At 50.9% G+C, this 19,755-nt stretch carries 13 protein-coding genes; 8 read left to right on the top strand and 5 right to left on the bottom strand.

Annotated elements, in window-relative coordinates:
- Positions 1-270: 270 nt before the first annotated feature.
- The gene (locus O9139_RS25660; protein WP_270884606.1) at positions 271-2,784 is read right to left on the bottom strand and encodes a DUF3656 domain-containing U32 family peptidase; all 2,514 of its coding nucleotides are present in this window, start codon (positions 2,782-2,784) and stop codon (positions 271-273) included.
- Between the two features lie 209 nt (positions 2,785-2,993).
- Between O9139_RS25660 and O9139_RS25655 the strand changes: the two genes are divergently transcribed.
- The 6 genes from O9139_RS25655 (at position 2,994) to O9139_RS25630 (ending at position 10,927) form a co-directional block, all read left to right on the top strand.
- A complete protein-coding gene (locus O9139_RS25655; protein WP_270884605.1) occupies positions 2,994-6,206 on the top strand; it encodes an FG-GAP repeat domain-containing protein in 3,213 nt (1,070 codons plus the stop codon).
- 47 nt (positions 6,207-6,253) lie between these two features.
- Entirely contained in the window at positions 6,254-6,511 is a 258-nt protein-coding gene (locus O9139_RS25650; protein WP_270884604.1) for an acyl carrier protein, read from the top strand.
- 6 nt (positions 6,512-6,517) lie between these two features.
- Positions 6,518-7,714, top strand: coding sequence for a class-II aminoacyl-tRNA synthetase family protein (locus tag O9139_RS25645; RefSeq protein WP_270884603.1), 1,197 nt, complete (start codon positions 6,518-6,520; stop codon positions 7,712-7,714).
- Between the two features lie 44 nt (positions 7,715-7,758).
- A complete protein-coding gene (locus tag O9139_RS25640; protein WP_270884602.1) occupies positions 7,759-8,661 on the top strand; it encodes a hypothetical protein in 903 nt (300 codons plus the stop codon).
- Between the two features lie 91 nt (positions 8,662-8,752).
- Positions 8,753-9,904, top strand: a complete 1,152-nt coding sequence (locus tag O9139_RS25635; RefSeq protein ID WP_270884601.1) for an MBOAT family O-acyltransferase — start codon at positions 8,753-8,755, stop codon at positions 9,902-9,904.
- 54 nt (positions 9,905-9,958) lie between these two features.
- The gene (locus tag O9139_RS25630; protein WP_270884600.1) at positions 9,959-10,927 is read left to right on the top strand and encodes a sugar phosphate isomerase/epimerase family protein; all 969 of its coding nucleotides are present in this window, start codon (positions 9,959-9,961) and stop codon (positions 10,925-10,927) included.
- A 91-nt stretch (positions 10,928-11,018) separates the two neighbouring features.
- On the opposite strand, the gene O9139_RS25625 is transcribed toward O9139_RS25630, so the two are convergent.
- The 3 genes from O9139_RS25625 to uvrB all read right to left on the bottom strand — a co-directional run bounded on the left by O9139_RS25625 (position 11,019) and on the right by uvrB (position 16,433).
- Positions 11,019-11,225 (bottom strand): hypothetical protein, encoded by a 207-nt coding sequence (locus O9139_RS25625; protein WP_270884599.1) that lies wholly within the window; start codon positions 11,223-11,225, stop codon positions 11,019-11,021.
- Positions 11,226-11,506: 281 nt separating this feature from the next.
- The gene (gene uvrA / locus O9139_RS25620) at positions 11,507-14,389 is read right to left on the bottom strand and encodes an excinuclease ABC subunit UvrA (RefSeq protein ID WP_270884598.1); all 2,883 of its coding nucleotides are present in this window, start codon (positions 14,387-14,389) and stop codon (positions 11,507-11,509) included.
- 46 nt (positions 14,390-14,435) lie between these two features.
- Entirely contained in the window at positions 14,436-16,433 is a 1,998-nt protein-coding gene (uvrB, locus tag O9139_RS25615; protein ID WP_270884597.1) for an excinuclease ABC subunit UvrB, read from the bottom strand.
- 277 nt (positions 16,434-16,710) lie between these two features.
- On the opposite strand from uvrB, the gene O9139_RS25610 reads away from it, so the two are divergent.
- Positions 16,711-17,505: a flagellar motor protein gene (locus O9139_RS25610; RefSeq protein ID WP_270884596.1), complete on the top strand. Its 795-nt coding sequence runs from the start codon at positions 16,711-16,713 to the stop codon at positions 17,503-17,505.
- Complete coding sequence (locus O9139_RS25605) at positions 17,489-18,310, top strand: flagellar motor protein MotB (protein WP_270884628.1); 822 nt, start codon at positions 17,489-17,491, stop codon at positions 18,308-18,310. Before O9139_RS25610 ends, O9139_RS25605 begins: the two co-directional genes overlap by 17 nt.
- Positions 18,311-18,352: 42 nt before the next feature.
- On the opposite strand, the gene O9139_RS25600 is transcribed toward O9139_RS25605, so the two are convergent.
- On the bottom strand, positions 18,353-19,639 hold the full coding sequence (locus tag O9139_RS25600; RefSeq protein WP_270884595.1) for a PDZ domain-containing protein: 1,287 nt from the start codon (positions 19,637-19,639) through the stop codon (positions 18,353-18,355).
- Positions 19,640-19,755 lie beyond the last annotated feature (116 nt).

The following is a 19,755-nucleotide window of genomic DNA, read 5'->3' as shown; positions in this document are numbered from 1 at the left end:
AAATATTGTGTCTAAATTGTGAACAAATGTATCGAACATGTGCAAATATGTAATAACCGGAAGAATATTTGCTTTAGCATGAGGGGTAGTCCTGCTATTTGAACCCCTAGAGCGAAAAGAGCTCCGCCCGTCGCCAAGCTATCCCGGGCTATCTACTCCACATTCTGCGGGGCTATTAGCTCCCCTGCGAGGGAGTTTTTACATCAAACATGTACGGCAAAAAACAAAAAGGAGCTAAACGCCTCAAGCGTTTAGCTCCTCCCCATATCTTTATTTCACCAGTTGCCCGCGCGTAACGCCAAGCTGGTTGGTCGCTTTCAGCGATTTCCACACTTGCGTGCCGCTGATCTCACCGCGAATCGCCCGGCGGTACAGACCAATAATCTCCTGCACTTTCTCCGGCGACTCTTCCAGGAACTCGATCCGGAACGAACGGATGCCAAGGTCCATAAAATGGCTCAAATACTCCGCACCGGATTGATCAATCGCGTTGTACACCGTGTTCCGGCAGCCTTCATCTACGCGCACCGGATGCGACATCCCAACGCGGTCCTGCAAGGAAACGCGGTGCTCTTCGCAAGGGCGCCCACAGTTCGTATAATTCGTGCCTTCGCTGAGGAACGTACAATATACGCAATGCTCGGTGTGGAACATCGGCATATGCTGATGGATGACAACTTCCAAGTTGGACGTGTCAGAACGGCGCAGCAGATCGACCATCTGCTGAATGTTCAAATCGTAGGAAGGGGTCACCTTTGACAATCCCGCTTCCAGGAACAAGGCTGCTGTCTTATGATTGGCGATATTCAAGGAGAAATCACCGATCAATTGCGGCTTCGGTCCGTTCGGATTTTCCCATTGCTGCTTCAGGAAATAGTAGACAGCACCTGTATTGCGCACCAGGACGGCATCCGGCCCCAGCTTCAAAATATTATTGAAATAGCCGACTTCCCCTGGCATGTGAATGCGCGGTGTCACCAGCGCAATCTTGCGGCCAGCCGCATGAACAGCTTCCACTGCTGCAGGGAACTGCTTAATAAATTCAAAATCCGCGTAAATGAAATTCACATCTGTTTCCAGCACAGCCATGACCTGCTCCAGATTGCGGCAAAGCGCAGTCAGCTGCACTTCTTCAGCCGCAGGCTGAACGAGGCTGTCAGCAGGCTTTGCAACATCGTCGTACACGCCGACATCACGCTTGATATACATGCGCGGCTTCTGGCGCTCATCTTCCATCAATTCAACAGCTTGGCGGCGCATGCTGTTCAGCTCGCGCATCGGTACGATGAGCTCGCCGGCCAACTGGACATCCAGTTGTTCCAGCTCATAAATCGTACCGCCCAAACGTCCGAACTGTTCATGGAACAGCTGTTCGTCCATCGGACGCTTCTGCGCCTGTTCCAGCGGAAGCTCGGATTGCACAAACACGGTGTGACCGCCTTGTACGTCCGTCCACCAGCTTTTGAGCGGCTCGCCCAAAGCGCCGCTCACTTTCACGCTGACCGGGAACGTCCGGTACGGCTTATCCGTTTCGAAGGACTGGCGCAGACGCTTGTCCAGATGCGGATCGTTCGTCTTCCACACACGGTCTCCGACATGCAGACGGTTCAAATTCACATCGTTGCGGCCGGGAATGACCTCGATAAGCCCGCCCTCGGCTTCGCCTTCCAGCTTATTGCCTTTGCGGCGCAGGTCATAGATTCGGCCGCCCTCTTCCTTCTTCGTCGGATCACCGGCGTCGAACACGATTCCGTCACCACGCTTCACCGGCGCTTCCAGCTCAACGACAACTCCGTCGCGCAAAATCTGCTTCACGCGGCCGACGAACACTCCACGGCTCTTCGGATAAGTCCCCTCGACGAGCTGCTTATTGTTGGTTCCTTTGAGGAAACCAACTGTAAACCCGCGCGAAAAGCTTTGCTCCAGCTCGCGCAGCTCTTCCTTCGTCGGACGCGGATTCTCACCGTCGAAATAACGGTCAATCGCGCGGCGATATTTGCTTACGACGTTAGCTACATACTCAGGGCTTTTCAGACGGCCCTCGATCTTGAACGACGTCACGCCCGCTTCAATTAGTTCAGGCACCAGCTCCAGCGCAGCCAAATCCTTCGGCGACAGCAGATAAGCGATATCGCCCATCGGCTTCTGCTCGCCATCCACCATCAAATCGTATGGCAAGCGGCAGGCCTGAGCGCACTCTCCACGGTTCGCCGAGCGGCCGCCCCACATCTCCGATGTCAGACATTGACCTGAATAGGATACGCACAGTGCTCCGTGTACAAAAACTTCCATCGGCAGCTTGGCTTGATCACCGATTTGCTTAATTTGTTTCAAGTTATTTTCGCGCCCCAAGACGACACGCTCAATGTCAAAAGGCTTCGTAAACTCAACCGCTTCCGGCGAAGTAATCGTCATCTGTGTCGAACCGTGAATCGGGAAGTCCGGCGAAATCTCGCGAATCATTTTCACCAAGCCCAAATCTTGCACGATTACGGCATCTACGCCTGCATCCACACAAGCATCGATAAGCTCCTTCGCATCCTTCAACTCTTCCTCGAATACAAGGATGTTGAACGTCAAAAAGCCTTTGACGCCATATAAATGAAGGAACGACATAATTTCCGGCAGCTCGTCCATCGTAAAGTTATGAGCGCGTGCACGGGCATTGAACTTCTCCACACCAAAAAATACGGCATTCGCACCATTGGCGACAGCCGCTCTTAAACAATCCCAATCCCCCGCTGGGGCCAGCAATTCTATATCTTCTCTGCGTATCGTACGCATGGCAGCATATCCTTTCAATCTAAAAAGTCTTCTCCTTAGTGTACCAGATGGAAGAATCGGAAGCTAGGGCTTGAGTGCGCGCAGCAGACTTTGCATAACTACCCATTTTCCGACAAACGCCGCCTGTGTAAAAGTTAACAAAGCCCCTTATAAATGCTATAATGTCGAGGATAGTTACCATTAATAGCAATTGAGGGATTCCGTTGGATTTGTCGAAATTTCGTTTGCCGCAGCTGTTAACTGTTGCAGTGCTCAGCATCACGATTTTCATTTCATTTCTTTTCTTTGTTTCCAAAGTAGACGGTATCAAGCTCCTCTATGCGACGGGCGGAAGCACCTTTGACTCAGCAGCCTACGGAAACTTCACCCAAACGCTGCAGGCCGGCGTTCAGCTTGAACGGCAGGATCTGCATGCATTATCAGCAAGCAAGTTATACAAGTATGACGTGATTTATGTTGACCCCGCCCTGGCCAAGGACAACAACTGGTCTGAACAAAGCTCCAAACTGATGCAATTCGTGGCGCACGGTGGTCATTTGTTATTGGAAAACGGGTTTGCAACCAGCTTTCCCGCGGATTTTCTCGGCGCTGGTCAGGTGATCGATTTGAAGACCTCGGCCTCCATCCCGAAATCAGGCGTACCGGGGTTCGCTTATCCGCAAGTGCCTTATAACGTGCAAGGCGTTCAGCAAACGTTCCGTTTGTTTAGCGACAGTTATTTCAAACATAACCCGCTAGAGACGCTGCCTGGCTTGCAATGGGGCTACGCATTTACGCCTTCATCCGGGCAAGCAGTCGTCATGCTGAATGAAGTTGCCCTCAGCTTGGTGCACCATGTCGGTCACGGCTCGGTCCTCATCAGCAGCAACTTTTTGCCGAACCGCTACTTCTTGACGGGCTATGATATGCAAAGCGGGATGGATCCTGCCCAGGGCTTCAGCCAGCTGGCGGCTCAATATAAAGCTGAGAGCAAGCCTGTGCCCGGGACGACTTACTTCAACAAAAGGGATCTGCCGTTGGAGCCTTATTTTGACTTCTCCTTCGCCGCAGCCAACATGCAGTACCGCAGCGAACTGCTGGCCTATGTCTCCAAGGACAAGCTCGGCTACAGCATGCGCAAAGTGCTCGGCCCATACGGGCGGCCGGCAATGGCCTTTCAGAACCATTTTGAGGCGATGCCGGCTATCGCGCAAAAAGACGGCATCGCTTGGGCGGAGCTGCTTAAGAAGTATCAGGAGATCCCTTCGTTCACACTCGTGCGCAACGCCTTCTATTGGGGCCAGTGGCGCGAGAGCATGACGGTGCAGCTTAATACGGGAACGAACGCGCAGCCGAAGTTCGCCGGTGAGCTGCCGGGCTCGGGCTACGCGAGCGGCCTCCATCTCATGGCGGACGGCAAGCCGCTGCGCCAGGCGCTGTTCCCGCAGTATCGCGATCTGGCCAGCGCGATCGAGCTGCCCTACCGCGCGTATCCAGCCGCGGCGGATGTGAACGGCGACGGCCGCACAGATCTGCTGGCCGGCAGCGCGGACGGATTCGTGTACGTCTACACGAATCAAGGGCCGAATCCGGCGGCATACGCCAGTGAGCCGCCGCCGGCAGGCGCGGCGCTGCCCGACACGTTCGGCGCCGCGGAGAAGCTGATGCTGGCGTCGGGCAAGCCGCTCCAGCTCGGCCCTTACACGACCGTTCACGCGGCAGACGTGAACGGGGATGCGCGCCCGGATCTCATCGTCTCCGACGAGTCCGGCGCGGTATGGATGCTGCCGCAGCTCGCCGGCGGCAAGTTTGGACCGCCCGCCGCTGTAAATGCGGGCGGGAAGCCTCTGCAGCTGCCCGGCGGTGGGCCAGCTGCGGCAGCCGTCGCCGACGTGAACGGCGACGGCAAGCTCGACCTCGTCCTGGGCGGCGCCGATGGACGCGTGTGGTTATACCCGGGCAGCAGCACGAACGCCCTGACGCTGCAAAGCGGCCGCGTCATCCTTACGCTGCCTAACGGCGACACGCACGCCGCTCCGGCGGTGCGTGACATGAACGGCGACGGCCGACCGGATCTTGTGGTCGGGAGCAATGACGGGGACCTCCAAGTGTACCTGCAAGACGCCAATGGCACTTGGACGGCACAAGGTCCCTTGGAAGGCGCAAGCCTCAACCAGGTCGGCAACCATGCGATTGTCGCTGGGCATTACTCTGTTCCGCTCTGGTTGGACGTCAATCATGACGGCAACGAGGATCTCATCATCGGCGGTGTTGAGTTCGGTTCGCCTGTCGCAATCGATGATCCGAAGTTTCCGTATCCGGAGCAGCTGAAAGCTTTTATTCAATATGCCAAAGAGCATAATCTGGATTTGAACCCGCATGTATATGTGCACAATTACGAGAGCACCGAGGAGGAACGTACGGAAGTCGCCCTGCACAAGCAAGCTTTTGATAAGCTTGGCATTCCTTGGCTGCATCCGGGAACGAACCAGCATACATGGCGGATTAATAATGATGATCGCCTGCAGACCCTGCAGAATGAACAGCAATCCCGCATGTGGTATAACTTCGGCTTCCTGGCTTCGCACTCACAAGTGCTGTCAAGACCGGAGGCAATCTGGTCGCTCCCCTTTCTCTTGGAGGATCAGCAGGGCAGCACCGACCAGACGATGCTTGTGCACACACCGACACCGGTACTGCGGACAGGGGATTACTCGACGACCGACATTTTCGATTCGATGGTGAAGTTGGATATGCCGATTGATTATTTCGAACACATCGAGTACCATTTTCCCGAACCGGCGAAGATTGCCGATTTAACACAGTTTGCCGATTATTTTAATAAAGTCCGTACCAAGTACGATTATAATTTTATGACCGAGACCCAAATGGCGCAGTCGTTCTTAACCGCAATGAAAAGCGACGTCCATATCAGCCAATCTTGGGCATCCTATATATGGAACAAACTGAAAGACCGCATGGGTCATGGCACCCCGCATTGGCATGCAACGATAACGCCAAGTATTGGAAACGTGCCGAGCTTAGCCGGCGATTACGCGAATACGCTGGGCGTCGTGATTGATAAGGGCGAGAAGCTGGCTCAATATTCGCTGGAGAGCGACTCTGATATTTACACATCTCAGGATAACCGGATCTATATCGGCCTTCCTAAAGCTGCTTCTATCGGCATTCAGCCGGTTAAGGATCGGTTGCATCTGGTCCGGGCCAATGTTCCGTTCACGATGACTGGCGACAACGCAAGCAGGAAGATTCGCTTGAATGCCGCAGGATTGCAGCAGCTCAAGTTTTACAGCCCGCAAGAGCTTCAATTCGAAGGTCTGGGCGACGCGACTGTCGAGCACGATAGCCAGGCGCACACATATACAATTACCCGTTACGGAGATTCCATAACGTTCACATTGAAGAAGGCGCTGGCCCCTTAATCCCGCCTTCATTTCTTTTACTTATCTTGTCTAGGAGGCTTTGCCACATGTCCAATGAAGAACTATTGTCCCAGCTTGAACAGCACATCCGCGAGCGTTACGAAATCGAAGAGGACGATGATGACTTCGGCGTCGACGTCCATCTGTTCGACTATGGCTTTATCGATTCAATCGGTGCTACCGCACTCATCGCGCATATCGAGAAAACGTATGGCATTCAAGTGACCAATCAGGATCTGATGCTCTATTCGATGAACACGGTTCGCGAGATTGCTGAATTTATTTCGAAGAAGACAGCGAGGTAACGAAAGATGGAATGTAAGATTTCTTTAGAAAAACTGGCTGAAAGCCAGCATGGACAAGTTAAATATGCCTCCGCCTTCGTCGATGAGCATATCGATGATATTTTTATCGCAGATGGCCATCTTCATATCAAGCATCACTCGCCAGCGGGCGACACGCCAATTATCGAGCGCGTTGAGCGTCTGATCGAGCGCTTCTCCAAGGGCGACTTTGGCTTTAAGGAAAACATTTTGTTCGAGCACAAAGTGGACACGCCTTATGAAGGCGATATTATCGCAGAGTTGATTGAACGCAAAGCGATCAAAGTGCTGGAGCCTGGACTGTTTATTTTCCGCGAGCCTTTCTCCAGCCTGATGCGATTCTTGGACTACTCCTTCGTTACGAAGATTGCCAAGCGCTTCGAAGGCTTACAGGAGGAGCACTATCCCGCGGTGATTCATGCCGAAACGCTGAACAAAACGAATCACTTCACCTCGTTCCCGGAGCATATCCACTTTTTGACGCACCTGCGTGAGGATCTGGATGTGATTGAATCTTTCTCGCAAACGATCCGTGAAGCAGGCGGCTGGAATAAAGACCATGCTTTAGAGCTTGACCGCAACATGCCGAAGCCAAACTTTACCATGAATCCTTCCACTTGCTATCACTGCTACGAAGGCTTACAAGACGAGACCTTGGAAGGCGAAGGAGTTGTTGTCACAGCCATCGCCAAGTGCCATCGCTTCGAATCGAAAAATCATACCGATTTCGGCCGTTTGCTCGACTTCTCCATGCGGGAAATTATTTTCGTCGGCAAGCCTGACTTCGTGAAAGAAAACCGTTTGAAATCGATCGAATATTTGAAAGAGCTTGCCGTTGAATGGAATGTCGACAGCTTGCTGGAAATCGCTAATGATCCATTTTTCACCAATGACTTCCAAGTAAAAGCTTCTTTCCAACGTAATCAAGAAATGAAATACGAGCTGCGTTTGACGATTCCGCACTTGAAGAAGTCGATTGCCTGCAGCTCCGTCAATTTCCACAGCAATACGTTCGGCAATGCTTTTAATATCAAAATGGGCAAGCGGAATGCCGTGACTGGCTGTGTAGGCTTCGGTATCGAGCGTTGGGCATTTGCTTTCCTGGCGCAATATAGCTTGGATGAACAGCAATGGCCAGCCGCTTTCCGCGAGCAATACCATGCTTGGCAGGAGAAGGCGCTGTAAGCGCCTCGCTCCATACAATCTAACCGGATAATGAGTGATAATCTGTGAAAGCAGCCGCTTTTTTCAAAAAAAATAGCTTTGTGCTCGGCCTTCTGTTGGCACTGATCATTTCCGACCAGTTGATCGCTTGGTGGAACCCGATGGTCAGCTCGCGCCGCTTTTATAAAAATGACTTTACCAAAACGCTCTACCATCATAACTGGTCCCAATCGGGACCGGTTTTCTTCGGTAATTCGTCTGTGACCGGCGCCTATATCGAAGAGAAGTCGACAGACCGTCTCGTCGAAATGGGACTTTCTTACGGGAAGCTGACGGATCTGGAGCAAATTTTAAAACGCGATCTCTATCAGGTGAAGGATGAGCTTGTCGTCGGCATTGATGTCCATACCATGATTGATGCCCTGGAGACCGATCCGACTTATCAATGGTTCAAGCCTTGGTATCAGCCTTATGTGTATACGTACCGCGATTATTTTCGCGATTCGGGCGAAGAGTTCGTTAAAAATTTGGCCAAAGGCAGCCTCGAATACCAGCCGCGCTGGATCGATAAGGAATTATACCCCGGCCGCCAGGACAATGCTTATCTGCAAAGCAAATGGGACGATTATAACAAACGTTTCGGCGCCATGACGCTCAAAGATTTTTCAGCCAACCTCGAAGCACTCGGCTATATCATTCGCTATGCAGGCGAGCATCAGCTTCCGCTGCGCGTGGTTTGGATGCCGTATAACAAGGCTTATCCTGATCCGCCCTATGTAGCTCCGCTGAAGCAAGAAGTCAACCGCCAGCTGCAGGCAGCGAATGTGCCAGTACTTGATTTGATGCACACGTATGATCCGCAGTATTTCCACGATCTCGTGCACTTAAATCGCGAGGATGGGGCTCCAGTGTTCACGAAGGAGGTTGACGCATGGTTAAATTCATTAAAAAAACCGTCGAAATCCTAATCTATCTGGGCATGCTTTATCTGGTTTTCGTTTATTTCACCGGTAAGGGCTTGTTTATCTATGAGAAGTTCTAGCGAGGAGTTCTACAGCTATGTTTTATATGAATATGAACGCAATCGTTGCTATGGCTGGAATGATTGCCGTTCTCATGCTCACACGCAAATGGTCGGCAAATAAACGCGTCCTCATGATCATTTTCAATCTGTGCTTTTTGCTGCTGTTCAGCAAGAAGCTTTGTCTGTTCTATGCCGCTTATACGCTTATCAACTATGGTGGTTTTGTTTATTTATGCCGGACTGCGCTCTGGCGAAAAGCGACCTTCATTTTCGGCATCGCCGCGAATGTTGTCGGTGTCTTCCTTGGTGTGCGGCTGTATGTCATGGATGTTCTGCATAATCCATTGTTCGACGCCATCATCTATCTAGGACTCATTTATAATGTGCTAAAAGTAATCGACTCCTACTATTTCGCTTATTTCTTCGGAAAAGACGGTCAGGTTCCGCTCATCGATTATGCGAATTATATTTTATTTGTGCCGACCTTCACATCGGGTCCGATTCTAAAATTTCGCGATTTCATGGCTGATAGCAAGAAGCCTTACACAGTCGACGCCGCGTTATTTGAAGACAGCATCAAACGGATTATACTCGGCATGTTCAAAAAGATCGTCGTCGTCACCTGGATGACCGGTATTTTCGATCACGTGCTGAAGCAGGATCTGCATACGCATCAATCGTTGTTTTTGCTCGTATGGTTCTATGCCGTGATCTATTTTGATTTCTCCGGTTACTCGGACATGGCGATTGGCTTCGGCCGTCTCATGGGCTACACGATGCCTGAGAACTTTAAGCGTCCGTTCCTCTCCCCAACCATGACACAGTTTTGGCGCAATTGGCACGCGACGCTGGGGGACTTTTTCCGAGATCACATCTTCATGTTCTTCTCTCGTTCTGTACCGTCCCGCTGGGTCGCTGCCGGGCTCTCCGTGCTCATTATGGTTCTGATGGGACTTTGGCATGGATTCACCTGGCTGTATTTCCTCTATGGCTTATACCACGGTGTTATTATAGCGATTGAGAACTTGTTGAAAATTACAACCGTCAATAAAAAGAAGGTGTCGAAAACGTATTTTTACTTCCGCTGCTTCGTCACCCAAGCATTGGTCACCTTCTCGGTCATTATTTACAGTTCCAATTACGAAACCGTTCTGCGGATTTATAAGGGCTTGCTTCATTTTAGCTAGCGAGAGTGTTATAATTTGTAAGGGTTCTTTTACCTATAAATGGAGGTGTCCGTAATGAAGTTAGGCGTATTTATGGTTCTATTTGGTGGTAAACCTTTTGAAGAAGCATTGGATTATATCGCGTCCAAAGGCTTGGATGCCGTAGAGATCGGCACAGGCGGCTACCCGGGCGACGCACATTGTAAACCGGAAGAGCTTCTAGCAGATGAAGGCAAGCTGAAAGCTTTCAAACGCGCAGTCGAATCCCGCGGGCTGACTATTAGTGCACTTAGCGTTCATGGCAACCCGCTACATCCGCAAAAACATATTGCCAAAGATTTTCACGATGCTATCATTCGTACGATTGACCTGGCAGAGCGTTTAGAAGTGCCTGTTGTGAACACATTCTCCGGCTGCCCTGGCGACCACGAGGATGCCAAGTATCCGAACTGGCCGGTAGCGCCTTGGCCAAACGATTTCCAAGAAATTTTGGACTGGCAGTGGACGAACAAAGTCATTCCTTACTGGACAGAGACAGGTAAATACGCTTCTGACCGCGGTATCAAGATTGGTCTTGAACTGCATGGCGGTTTCTCCGTACATACTCCGGCAACACTCCTTCGCCTCCGCGAAGCAGCTGGCGATGTCATTGGCGCGAACTTGGATCCGAGCCACATGTGGTGGCAAGGTATCGATCCGGTACAAGCGGTTCAAATTCTTGGCCGTGTCGGCGCGATCCATCACTTCCATGCCAAAGACACGACAATTGATCCAATTAACGTGAACCGTTATGGTGTGACGGACATGCAGTCCTACTCCAACATGCTGGACCGCGCTTGGCAGTTCCGTTCCGTTGGTTTCGGTCATGACCTTAAGACTTGGGCTGATATTATCAGCGCGTTGCGTCTTGTCGGTTATGACTATGTTGTCAGCATTGAGCACGAAGACGGCTTAATGTCCGTGGAGGAAGGCTTCTCTAAAGCTGTAGCTAACCTACAGCAAGTGCTTATCAAAGAACCGCTTGGCGACATGTGGTGGGTATAATTCCTTAAGCCAAATAAAAAGCCCGCAGTTTCCGATCTTCAGATCAGAGCCGCGGGCTTTCTTACGTTTTGAATTCGGAAGTGATTCGTGCTTACCAGCCTTTGATCATCACAACATCCATGATAGCGAATACAATCAAAGCAATAGCTGCAAAACCTATAGCGAAGAAGTTCTTCTTAGGCATAATTAACTGCCTAATGAAACCAATCGCGATGATTGCCGTGAAAATCAATACGTAGATATCAAAACTCGTATACGTACTTGTAGATACTGCCGCTTCTTCTGCCGCAAATAACATGGTGAATCCTCCTCATCGTAACTCGGTGCAAGGCACACGTCCTGCTATTTTATTTCTATGTTAGCTTGATTAGACAAGAGATGCAAGTATTTCCCTCGATGTGTAACAAGTTTGTCACGTTTTCCATCAATTTCAAGCAAGCGCACGTCCTCAAAACCTGCCTCGTAAGTATAAAATGTCCAACTCCGCGCATCTTTATAACATCATTCGCGGGCGCTCGTCATAAAAAGAGCAAGAGCACCAGGCGCTGTAACGCCTTAGATGACCTTGCTCTATCAACTCTAGCCTACCGCGTCTTCAATCAATTCAAGTCGTTTGGCATCATTATTCGACCGTTCGCGATCCCGCTCGAGAATCGGCTTCAAGTACTGGCCTGTGTAAGATCCGGCCACTTTCACCACATCTTCCGGCGTACCCGTCGCGATGATCTGTCCGCCGCGGCTGCCGCCTTCCGGACCTAGATCAATGATATGGTCAGCCGTCTTAATGACATCGAGGTTATGCTCGATGACCAACACGGACTCACCGCTCTCGACGAGGCGGTGGAGCACTTTCAGCAGACGATCGATATCGTGAATATGCAGCCCTGTCGTAGGCTCATCCAGGATATAGATCGTCTTGCCTGTGCTGCGGCGGTACAGCTCCGCCGCAAGCTTCACACGCTGGGCTTCGCCCCCGGACAGCGTCGTAGCCGGCTGTCCAAGCGTCATGTAGCCCAGCCCTACATCGAGCAGTGTTGTTAATTTCCGATGAATTCTCGGCAAGTTCTTGAAGAACTCGCAGCCATCTTCAATCGTCATCTCCAACACTTCCGAAATGCTCTTACCCTTGTATTTCACTTCAAGGGTCTCCCGGTTATAGCGCTTGCCTTTGCACACTTCGCATGGCACATAGACATCGGGCAGGAAGTGCATCTCGATCTTGATAATACCGTCGCCACGGCAGGCTTCACAGCGGCCGCCTTTCACATTAAAGCTAAAGCGGCCTTTCTTATAGCCTCGCACCTTGGCTTCGTTCGTATTCGCATAGACATCCCGGATATCGTCGAATACGCCTGTATAGGTGGCCGGGTTGGAGCGCGGCGTACGACCGATCGGCGACTGGTCAATATCAATCACCTTGTCGACATGCTCCAGACCGACAAATTCTTTATACTCACCAGGGCGAACTTTGGCCCCGTTCAAATCACGCGCCAATGTTTTGAACAAAATCTCGTTAATCAACGTACTTTTGCCTGAGCCGGAGACGCCTGTCACACAAGTGAATACGCCCAGGGGGATCTTCGCCGACACGTTGCGTAGATTGTTCTCTTTGGCGCCTTTCACCTCTAACCACTTGCCATTCGACTTGCGGCGCTCCGCTGGAATCGGAATAAATCGCTTGCCGCTGAGATACTGGCCTGTCAACGAATTCGGATCTTCCATCAGCTCCTGCGGTGTACCTTGCGCGATAACCCGACCGCCATGGATACCTGCGCCAGGACCGATGTCGATGATATAATCGGCGGCCATCATGGTATCCTCGTCATGTTCGACGACAATCAGCGTATTACCGAGATTACGCATATGTTCAAGCGTCTGAATCAATCTCGTGTTATCGCGCTGATGCAAACCGATGCTCGGCTCGTCCAAGATGTAGAGTACGCCCATCAAGCTGGAGCCGATCTGTGTGGCCAAGCGAATCCGCTGAGCCTCGCCGCCAGATAATGTGCCCGCGGCGCGATGCATCGTCAAATAATCCAGTCCCACATTGACGAGGAACCCAAGACGCGCGCGAATTTCCTTCAGGATTAAATTGGAGATCGTCAACTCTTTCTCCGTCAGGTTCAACGATTTGAACCACTCATCGGCCTCACCGATCGATAGCGCTGTTGCATGCGCAATATTCTTGCCGTTGATAGTGACTGCCAGCGTTTCCGGCTTCAAGCGCTGCCCTTTGCATTTCGGGCACGGCTTCGTGCTCATATAAGTCTCTATATGTTCGCGAATACCCTCTGAAAATGTATCCTTATATCTACGCTCCAGATTGCGGATAATCCCTTCAAACGGTACTAGCGCTTCTTTGGTCGCGCCCATATCGTTCTCATAGCGGAAACGGATTTTCTCGCCGCCTGTACCATACAGGATGACCTTCATCTGCTCGCTCGTCAGTTCCGAAACAGGCATGTTGCGTGGAATATTATAATGCACACATACCGCCGCCAAAAACTGCGGGTAATAGTTCGACGTGCTGCCTGCCCATGCTTCAAAAGCTCCTTCTTCAATCGTGAGCTTGTTATCCGGCACGAGCAAATCAGGGTCAACGATCATTTGGCTGCCTAATCCGTCACATTCCGTACAGGCCCCGAAAGGGCTGTTGAATGAGAACATTCTCGGAGCCAGCTCCTCAATGCTGAACCCACATACGGGACAAGCCAAGTTCTGGCTGAACAGCAGCTCTTCCTTATCAATGACATCGACAATGACGCGGCCGTTAGCAAGTTTTAAAGCCGTCTCCAGGGAGTCGGCCAGACGGGCATGCACATCGTCCTTCACGACGATCCGGTCCACGACAACCTCGATCGTGTGCTTCTTGTTTTTGTCGAGCTCAATTTTCTCCGAAAGATCAAGGGTTTCCCCGTTAACGCGCACCCGCACGAACCCTTGCTTCTGCGTATCAGCCAGCAGCTTCGCATGTTCGCCTTTGCGCCCGGAAATCAGCGGGGCAAGAATTTGCAGCTTGGTCCGCTCCGGGTACTCCATAATCCGGTCAACCATTTGTTCCACGGTCTGTGACGTAATTTCGATGCCGTGCGTCGGGCAATGCGGCCGCCCGATTCGCGCAAACAAAAGACGCAAATAATCGTAAATCTCCGTCACCGTACCGACAGTTGAGCGAGGATTGCGGCTCGTCGTCTTTTGGTCGATTGAAATCGCCGGTGACAAGCCTTCAATTGAGTCTACATCCGGCTTATCCATCTGTCCCAGGAACTGTCTCGCGTAGGCGGACAGCGACTCTACATACCTGCGCTGCCCCTCCGCATAGATCGTATCAAAGGCAAGCGATGATTTGCCCGACCCGCTCAGCCCGGTCAGTACGACAAATTTATCGCGGGGTATCGTCACGTCGATGTTTTTCAGATTATGAGCTCTCGCTCCTTTAATCACGATATTATCTCTGGACACGTCGTTTCTTCCTCTCCTAACCCTTTATCTTCAACATCCTTCTATATTAAGCGTCAGCCTTCATTTCCATAATCGCATCACGCAGCTCGGCGGCGCGCTCAAACTGCAGATTCTTGGCAGCTTCTTTCATCTCCGCTTCCAAACGCTCGATGAGCGAAGCCCGATCCTTCTTGGATATTTTGGCACCCTTCACTTCAGTCAAATAATCCGCCTTCTGCTCAGCCACTTTTGTCGCCTCGATCACATCGCGAACTTTCTTCGCAATGGTCTGAGGTGTAATGCCATGCTGTTCATTATAGGCTTCTTGAATGGTCCGACGGCGGGAGGTCTCGCGGATCGCCTTTTCCATGGAATCGGTAATCTTATCCCCGTACATAATGACTCGGCCGTTCGCATTACGTGCCGCCCGGCCTATCGTCTGAATCAGGGAGCGCTCCGCGCGCAGGAATCCTTCTTTATCCGCATCGAGAATGGCCACCAGCGATACTTCCGGCAAGTCGAGCCCTTCCCTCAACAGGTTGATCCCGACGAGAACATGGAAGGTGCCCAATCGCAGATCGCGCAATATTTGCATCCGCTCAAACGTTTTGATATCAGAGTGCAAATAGCGCACTTTAATTCCGATTTCTTTAAAATAGTCGGTTAAATCTTCCGCCATCTTTTTCGTTAAGGTCGTCACCAAAACCCTCTCATCTTTGCGGATGCGGTCTTGAATTTCTGCCAACAGGTCGTCAATCTGGCCTTTCGTCGGCCTGACGTCAATAATCGGATCCAAAAGCCCCGTCGGACGAATGATCTGTTGAATCATGGTCGGGCAGTGCTCAAGCTCATAAGGCCCCGGTGTAGCTGACACATATAAGATCTGACTAACCTTATCTTCAAATTCTTCAAAGCGCAGCGGCCTGTTATCCAAAGCCGACGGCAAGCGGAAGCCATGATCCACAAGCACCTCTTTGCGCGCTCTGTCGCCGTTGTACATCGCACGGATTTGCGGTAACGTGACATGGGACTCGTCAACGATGAACAGCATGTCATCCGGGAAATAATCAATTAAGGTATAAGGCGTAGCGCCACGTTCACGGAACGTCAGCGGTCCTGAATAGTTCTCGATGCCGGAGCAGAAGCCCATCTCCTGCATCATCTCCATATCATAGCGGGTCCGCTGCTCCAGCCTTTGCGCTTCTAACAGCTTGCCTTGTCCGCGCAGCTCCTCAAGCCGCTCTTCCAGCTCACGCTCAATATTGACAAGCGCCCGCTTCATCGTATCTTCGTGCGTTACGAAGTGAGACGCCGGGAAAATTGCAATATGTTCGCGTTCCCCGATAATCTCGCCGGTAAGCACATTAATTTCCGTTATACGCTCGATCTCATCGCCAAACAGCTCTACCCGAACCGCCTGTTCCCCATGCGAAGCCGGGAAAATTTCCACAACATCCCCACGCACGCGGAACGTGCCCCGTACAAAATTCAAATCGTTGCGCTGATATTGAATATCCACGAGACGGTGCAATATCTCATTGCGCGATTTCTCCATCCCCACACGTAAAGAAAGCAGCAAAGAGCCGTATTCCTGCGGCGATCCCAAACCATAGATGCACGACACGCTCGCGACAATAATGACATCACGGCGCTCAAACAGAGAGCTGGTCGCTGAATGGCGAAGCTTGTCGATTTCTTCATTAATACTGGAATCTTTCTCGATGTAAGTGTCGGAGGACGGGATATAAGCTTCAGGTTGGTAGTAGTCATAATAGCTCACGAAGTAGGAGACGGCATTATTGGGGAAAAATTCTTTAAACTCGCTGCACAGCTGCGCCGCTAATGTTTTATTATGTGCAATGATCAAAGTGGGACGGTTCAGCTTTGCAATGACTTGCGCCGCTGTGAACGTTTTTCCGGTTCCAGTAGCGCCTAGCAACGTCTGATGTCTGTTGCCTGCCTGAATACTTTGCACAATTTCTTCAATGGCTTTGGGCTGATCGCCCTGTGGAGCAAACTCGGAAACAAGTTCAAACTTTTTTGAACTGACCGTAATGTCACTCATTATTATCACCCACAATATGGAAATATATATCGGACTTTTATCCTATAAAATATCATTTTACAATTTCCGATAAATAAATAGAAGTTCCGGCATTTTCTTTCAACAACATGAGAAGACTTATATTTTCCGGATCATAAGAATGTTTGTTCTCGTTTTTCCATTATACTCTTTTTGCACTTTTGATGCAAACGGCAATACTTACAGTCTGTCTGCTTTCATCAGAATGCAAACCTTGCAAATCATTTTTTTCTCATGCTGATGTAGGAGTGGAACGTTCATGGATTTAACAACGATTTTGGGGTTAGTTTTAGGTTTGGCAGGTTTAATCGGCGGTTATCTTTGGGATGGCGGGCATATTAGCTCCCTGGTCATTCCAAGCGCTATGCTGATCGTATTCGGGGGCACGTTCGGAGCCGTCGCCGTTAGTTTTCCCGGTTCGATCTTAGCCAAGATCCCGCAAGCGCTGCGCATCGCTTTCAAACAAGAACAGCGCGACTCTCTTGCTACAATCGAAGAGCTTGTGGATATGGCCACTGTCGCCCGGAGAGAAGGCGTGCTGGCACTGGAGCAACGTGCTCAAGAGCACCCGAACCCTTTCTTGAAAGACGGCCTGTTGATGGTCGTAGACGGTACGGATCCAGAACTGACGCGGCAAATTCTGGAGTTGGAAATGGACGCTATTGAACATAAGTTTGATCATATGTCTAAGATATTTGAAGCCGGCGGTGGCTACGCGCCTACTATGGGGATCATCGGTACGGTCATGGGACTCATTCACGTGCTCGGCAATCTGGATGAGCCATCCAAGCTGGGCCCTGCCATTGCGGTTGCTTTTACAGCTACATTATATGGTGTTATGAGCGCCAACCTGATCTATCTTCCAATTGCGAGCAAGATCAAGCTTCGCGGCAAAGAGATGGTTTCTGAAATGGAATTGATGCTGGAGGGCATTCTTGCACTGCAAGCCGGTGAGAATCCTCAACTGATCAAGAAAAAGCTGACCTCCTTCCTCCATGAGAAACCATCGAAGAACCCGATAGAGGCAGGTGTTGATGATGGCGAGGAGAAGTAAGAAGAAGGAAGAACACGTCAACCATGAGCGTTGGCTCATCACATATGCGGATTTAATCACGCTTCTGCTTGTGTTTTTCATTATCATGTATGCGATGAGCAAGGTCGACTCGCAGAAGTATGAAGTTCTGGCGCAAGCCTTGAACCTGCAATTCCAGAAAGCGGACTCCGTCCTCGACAAAGGCCATGGCATCAGCGGCCAGATGACGCCGAAGCAAGGCGATGCTGACAGCAAAGACAAAGATTTCACGCAGCATAATCAAGATGATCAAAAGGAAGAACACGATAAGAGCAAGCCGAATGACAATGAAAAAGAAAAGCGCGAAAAGGAATTGCAGGATTTATTGAAGCAGGTTCAAGCCTATATCACCGATCAAAACCTGCAAGCCCAAGTATCCGCAAGCGATACACAGCGCGGCGTAGAGATTACGCTTAACGACTTATTCCTATTCGATCTAGGTAAAGCGGATTTGAAGCCGGCCTCTTATGCTATTCTTCAGAAGCTCGCTTCGCTCTTCCCGACGCTGAACAGTAAAGTCAGCATCGAGGGCCATACGGATGATATCCCCTTGGCAACAGGCAATCCCTATAAGGATAATTGGGGACTCTCCTTTGCCCGTTCACTTTCCGTGCTTCGTTATTTTAGCGACACAGCCGGTTTGGACGATCATAAATTCATTGCCACCGCTTATGGCGATACCATGCCTAAGGTCAGCAATGACAGCGACGCCAACCGCGCCAAAAACCGGCGCGTCGAGATTGTCGTGCTGCGGAATGAAGCTAATTCGACAGATTCAGCGAAATAACCAAAAGCCCCAAATCTCTGCGGAGATTCGGGGCTTTTTACTTTACAAAGGTTTCGATTTGGCCGTATCGTTGGATAACACGCCGGTCAGCTTGCCACGCAAATAAGAAAAGAGATGCAGCGGCTTCTGCTCCAAGTAATATAAAGCCTGTTGGTCTGGCGCCAAGATGATCCCAAGCTGATGATGGTCTCCTGCGTAGATTGCCCGCTGCAGGAAGCGCACCTCTTCACGAGCATCGAGCACCTCAATCTTGCAAAACGCGGCATTCAACTGCATTGCGGCATGAATATCCGCTTTGCTGGCCACCCTGTGGCCGTTGACCTTGTAAATCTTTTCGCCGATTTGAATGCCCATCGCTTCTGCCGGACTGCCAGGAACCACGGCAAGCACCGTAAGCCCCTGATTGGAATGAACGTAATAAGGCTTTTGCCTGGACTCAACGATGCGGTTATACACCATCAGCGCCTCGTGCAAGGCGATGCTGAGCAGCGCTGCAACGATGATGAACAGAGACCAGAAATGGGCCGCAGCGGCAGCTCCAAACAGGATGGCTCCGTAAATGTACAGCAGGTTCGAATTGTTCCGCGCCTGCATCTTTGGCAGCCTCGACGTCGTCAGCTCGGTGAAGCCGATCATCGCTGGAAAAGCCAGCAGCGTCCAGCCGGCGGCCAGATTGGTGCCGAACAGCGTCCCCCAAGGCAAGCCATGCGCTCCGCCTGCCAGCGGCACCAGCAGGAACAGCGGCACCGGCCAAAAGCCTTGCAGCTGATAGCCGCCGATGATTTTACCCCGCTTGCCTTCAAGGAATAGCGGGCTGGCCATACGGGAGCCTTGAACACCTACAAGCAGCCCTTCTACAAGATGAAGGACAGCCACAATCGCCAACAATGACGGTATATCTGCGTCCGTAATTATTTTGAGCAAAGGTACTGCTTTCTGCATGCTGTCCATATTCGGAAGATACCCGATTACTGCGTGTGCAACCCCTAAGATGCCGACCGAATAGGCAAGACATAGAAATCTAACCCTTATGATTAACAGGATCACAGCTATGACCCACAGCAGCAGCACGGCTTCCGCTTGCACAGTCACGCCGATAAAGAGCATCAGCACAGAGGCTAGCAACCCTCCAATCCAGCCCCACAATACGGTACGCCAGGTCTCATTGACCAGAGAGTGCAGCTTGGTATGAAAAAGCTTACGCTCCAGTTGAACCTGCTTGCGGTATTGCAGAACGATGAAAAGGATACCTATATAGTAAAAGGGGTTCATAACCAATTGCAATATAGCGTCCAGAAATCTCTCCATGAACTGAACGAACAGATCCATAAGTTTTCGAGCTCCTTGACAAAAGAAATAGGAAGGCCGCTTCCATTTGCAGCCTTCCTATTTCAATTCGACTCCAGAGCTTTATTTCCTGCCGCACAGCGCTCATTTCCAATAAC

Source organism: Paenibacillus aestuarii, assembly GCF_027789125.1.
GTDB lineage: Bacteria > Bacillota > Bacilli > Paenibacillales > NBRC-103111 > Paenibacillus_E > Paenibacillus_E aestuarii.
The sequence above is the reverse complement of the archived record's forward strand: the minus strand, read 5'-3'. Positions and strand labels throughout refer to the sequence as shown.